The following is a 4,720-nucleotide window of genomic DNA, read 5'->3' on the forward strand; positions in this document are numbered from 1 at the left end:
CGTCGTCGCGGACGTCGCGCTCGCGCCGCGGCCGGCTCGGCGCCGGGCTGGTCGAAGTCCCGCCGGTGCCCGCGCGCGACCCCGCGTCGGCGGTGCTGACGAACCCCGTGGTGTCGGAGGAAAAGCGCTTCTGCGGCAACTGCGGCGCGAAGGTCGGCCGCGGCAAGGACGGCAAACCCGGTTCGCCGGAAGGGAAGTGCGAGAACTGCGCCACGCCGTTCTCCTTCCTGCCGAAGCTGCAGCCGCACGAACTCGTCGGCGGCCAGTACGAAGTGCTCGGCGCGATCGCCTACGGCGGGCTCGGCTGGATCTACCTGGCGCAGGACCACAACGTCAGCGACCGCTGGGTCGTCCTCAAAGGACTGATCGACACCGGCGACGCGACGGCGATGGCGGCCGCGGCCAACGAGCAGCGGTTCCTCGCCGAGGTCGAGCACCCGAACATCGTCAAGATCCACAACTTCGTGCAGCACCCGGACGCGCACAGTGGCACGACCGTCGGCTACATCGTCATGGAGTACGTCGGCGGCCAGTCGCTGCGGCAGCTCGCGCTGGCGCACCACCGGGAAAGCCGCCGCCCGGAGCCGTTGCCGATCGGCCAGGTCATCGCGTACGGGCTGGAGATCCTGCCCGCGATGGGGTACCTGCACAGCCAGGGCCTGCTCTACTGCGACCTCAAGCCGGACAACGTCATCCAGACCAACGAACAGCTCAAGCTGATCGACCTCGGCGCGGTCCGCCGCACCGACGACTACGAGAGCCCGCTGTTCTTCACCACCGGCTACAGCGCACCGGAACTGCCGACGCAGGGCGCGTCGATCGCGTCGGACCTGTTCACCGTCGGGCGCACGCTCGCCGTGCTGAGCTTCGAGTTCACCGGCTACACCACCAAGTTCAAGACCACGCTGCCCGGCCCGGACGCGGTCCCGCTGTTCGCACTCTTCGGCTCCTACCACCGGTTCCTGCGGCGCGCGACGCATGCCGACCCGGACCGCCGGTTCCTCTCCGCCGAGGAGATGGCCGACCAGCTCACCGGCGTGCTGCGCGAGATCATGGCGCTCGGCACCGGCAAGCCGCGGCCCGGCGCGTCCACCGTGTTCGGCCCGGAGATCCGCACGTTCGGCGTCCAGCTGGTGGTGCCGGAGGCCGGCGCCAGCGTGCCGTTGCCCGGGGCCGACGAGGTCGTCGCCGGCCTGCCGATCCCGCAGGTCGACACGGACGACCCGGCCGCGGGCGTGCTCGCCACGACGACCACGCTCGAACCGCGCGGCGCCATCGAAGCCCTCTCCGGCGCGCCGCGGGAGTCGATCGAGGTCCGGCTGCGGATCGTGCGGGCCCGGATCGAGCTGGGCGAGCTGGCGGAGGCGCAGCGGCAGCTGCAGGCCGCGCAGTACCTGGCGATCAAGAACGGCTTCCCGCACGACTGGCGCATCGACTGGTACCGCGGCCTGATCGAGCTGGCGGGTGGCCGGTCGCGGGTCGCGCACGTCGCGTTCGAAGCGGTGTACGACGACCTGCCCGGCGAGATCGCCCCGAAGCTCGCGCTCGGTGTCAGCGCCGAAGGCGTCGGGGACTACTTCGCCGCCGCGCGCTTCTACGAGCTGGTCTGGCGGACCGACCGCACCTACGTCAGCGCCGCCTTCGGCCTCGCCCGCGTGTACCTGGCGCAGGGGGCGCGGTCCAGCGCGGTCGAGGTGCTCGAGACCGTGCCGGCGTCGTCCACCCACTACGTCGACGCGCAGGTCGCGGCCATCAAGATCAAGACGACGGTGACCAAGGCCAAGGGCCGCGAGACGCCGGTCACCGAGCACGACCTGCTCGACGCGTCGGCCCGGCTCGAACGGCTCCGGCTGGACGTCGAGCGCCGCACCCGGCTCACCGCGAACGTGCTCGAAGCCGCACACGAATGGCTGAAGCAGGGACGGCCGACGCCGGGCGCGCGGGTGCTCGGGTGCGCGTTCGAGGAGCGTGAGCTGCGGTTCGGCCTCGAACGGTGCTACCGGGCGCTGGCACGGCTGGCCGGCACGGTCGAACAGCGCGTCGAGCTGGTCGACCGGGCCAACGCCATCCGGCCCCGGACCCTCACCTGATCAGGGGTTGATCTCCCAGTCGCGTTCCGCGCGTTCACGCTGGTTCTTCGCGTGCTGCTCGGCCAGCTTCTCCAGCGCCTGCGGGTCGCCGTGTGTGCTGAAGTGCTCGAAGCCGACGACGACGAACAGCGCGCGGGCGCTGACCGCGATCTGGCCGTCTTCGGCGTCGAGGCGGCCGTCCGCGCTGACGTAGATCTTGCGGCCGGCGACGCCGTCCAGCCGGGTCTCGATGAACAGCGTCGTCCCGACCGGCACCGGACGGCGGAAGTCCGTTTCGAGCTTGCCGGTCACCGCCGGGCGGCGCATCAGGTTGCCGACCGCCGAGCCGAGCGCCTCGTCGAACGCGCAGGCCAGCAGGCCGCCGTGGGCGAGGCCGGGGGCGCCCTGGTGGGCCGCGGTGACGGTGAACCGCGAGCGCACGACCTGGCCCTCGCCGACGGTCGAGCGCAGGTGCAGCCCGGCGTCGGCCTCGTCACCGCACCCGAAGCACTCCGAGAAGTGCACGCCGAGCTCGGTGCCCGGCGCCGGCGCCTTCGGGTGCGGGACCGCGGGCTCCACCGCCACCGGCGGCCACGGTTGAGAAACACGACTCATGCGCTGACGTTAACCGGCGGGTAAACCGGGGCCGCGTCCGGCCCGGGCCGGGTACGCGCGGTCTACATCTCTCAGTAGCCGGAAAGTTCCCCACCGTAGAAGTTTCCCGGCTCAGACTGCCGACCTGCGACGACCGGTCAAGACTGGGTTGATGAGCTCGAACGGCCCAATGGGCACTGCGCGGAGGAGGTCGTCGCCGGCATGAGCGAACCAGCAGCAACGACGGGCAAACCGTCAGTGGACGAAAGAACCGTCAAACGCGCCGTCTGGGCGTCGGCCATGGGTAACGCGACCGAGTGGTACGACTACGGCGTCTTCACCTCGGGCGCGATCGCCACCAGCATCGGCACGCTGTTCTTCCCCGGGGAAGGCAACGCGGTCCTCAAGTCGCTGGCGCTGCTCGCGGTCGGGTTCATCGTCCGGCCGTTCGGCGGGGCGTTCTTCGGCCCGCTCGGCGACAAGATCGGCCGCAAGCGGGTCCTCGCCATCACGATCCTGCTGATGTCCGGCTGCACGTTCCTGGTCGGCGTCCTGCCGACGTACGCCGGCGGCTACAGCATGGGCATCGCGGCGCCGATCGCGATCCTGCTGCTCCGGATCATCCAGGGCTTCTCGACCGGTGGTGAATACGGCGGAGCGGCGACGTTCATCGCCGAGTACTCGCCGACGAAGCGCCGTGGCTTCTTCGGCAGCTTCCTCGAGCTCGGCACGCTGGGCGGCTACGTCCTCGGCAACCTCGTGGTGCTGTCGGTGACGCTGTCCATGTCGGCCGACCAGGTCGACGCCTGGGGCTGGCGGATCCCGTTCTTCGTCGCGCTGCCGCTCGGCCTGATCGGGCTCTACCTGCGGAACAAGCTCGAGGACACCCCCGAGTTCCGCCGGATGGAGGCCGCGGGCGGCAAACCGCAGAAGGCACCGCTCAAGGAGATCCTGACCCGCAACTGGCGGATGATCCTCAACCTGATCGGCATCGTCCTGCTGCTGAACGTCGCGGACTACCTGCTGCTGACGACGATGCCGACGTACTTCACGGACACGCTGAAGATCAACGACAACACGTCGACACTGATCATCATCGCCGTCGAAGTCATCCAGATGGCGATCATCATCCCGCTCGGCGCGCTGTCCGACCGGATCGGGCGAAAACCGCTGCTGCTCACCGCGGCCATCGGGTTCCTGGTGCTCAGCTGGCCCAGCCTGAAGCTGATGCAGTCCGGCAGCATCCTGTGGCTGTTCGTCGGGTTCCTGATCGTGGCGGTCCTGCTCGTCTTCATCCTCGCGGTGATCGGCTCGACGTTCCCGGCGATGTTCCCGACGCGGGTGCGCTACGGCTCGTTCGCGATCGGCTACAACATCTCGACGTCGCTGTTCGGCGGCACCGCCGGGGTCGTCGTGACCGCGCTGATCAAGAGCACCGGCAACGAGGACTGGCCGGCGTACTACCTGATGGCGGCGGCGCTGATCGCGATCATCCCGATCATCAAGATCCCGGAGACGTCGCAGGTGCCGATGGACCAGATCGACACCGAGGACAGCGGCGGCAAGCTGGCTTCCGCGTCCGCTCAGCGCTGAGCGGACGCCCGATAGACGTGTGCCCCGTCCGGATCACCGGGCGGGGCACACGTGCGCGCTGAGGTCAGTTCGCGTCGCTCCGAGGAGTGAAGCGCTTGCGGGACCAAGCGGCGAGCGCGCCCGCTACAACGACAGCGATTCCGGTTTCGACGATGAGTGCGGCGAACACCATGTGCTTCCTCCTCGGTTTCTCGGGCCGGCGCGAGGCGTCCGGCTGAGCAGTTGTCCGGTGTCCGATCGGAACACCACAGGGCATATCGCCACGACCGGGCCGCGTATTTCGTCAGGAACCCACCTGCGGACGGTGATCTGCGGCACGTGCCCTGAGCTGCGGAAACGTCAGCGGGTGGTGCTCGCCACCGGGGGTGACGGGATGCTTTCCGTGGGTCCGGTCGAGGCGCTGGTGGTGGTCGGCTCCGCCCGCTGCGTCGCGCGGCCGGCCGACGACGGCGGCGGCTGCGGGG

Annotated in this window: 3 protein-coding genes; 2 read left to right on the forward strand and 1 reads right to left on the reverse strand. The window is 69.9% G+C overall.

The genetic code is table 11. The features are described from left to right. Window positions 1-2,090 (forward strand): serine/threonine-protein kinase (locus G3I65_RS38240; RefSeq protein ID WP_160700417.1); only part of this gene is annotated, 2,090 nt, incomplete at its 5' end. Here G3I65_RS38240 and G3I65_RS38245 read toward each other — a convergent pair. After that, on the reverse strand, window positions 2,091-2,684 hold the full coding sequence (locus tag G3I65_RS38245) for a PaaI family thioesterase (RefSeq protein WP_166641099.1): 594 nt from the start codon (window positions 2,682-2,684) through the stop codon (window positions 2,091-2,093). It lies immediately after the preceding gene. A gap of 237 nt (window positions 2,685-2,921) precedes the next feature. Between G3I65_RS38245 and G3I65_RS38250 the strand changes: the two genes are divergently transcribed. After that, window positions 2,922-4,256 (forward strand): MFS transporter, encoded by a 1,335-nt coding sequence (locus tag G3I65_RS38250; protein ID WP_160700418.1) that lies wholly within the window; start codon window positions 2,922-2,924, stop codon window positions 4,254-4,256. Window positions 4,257-4,720 lie beyond the last annotated feature (464 nt).

Source organism: Amycolatopsis sp. SID8362 (assembly GCF_010550475.1).
GTDB classification, from domain to species: Bacteria; Actinomycetota; Actinomycetes; order Mycobacteriales; family Pseudonocardiaceae; genus Amycolatopsis; species Amycolatopsis eburnea.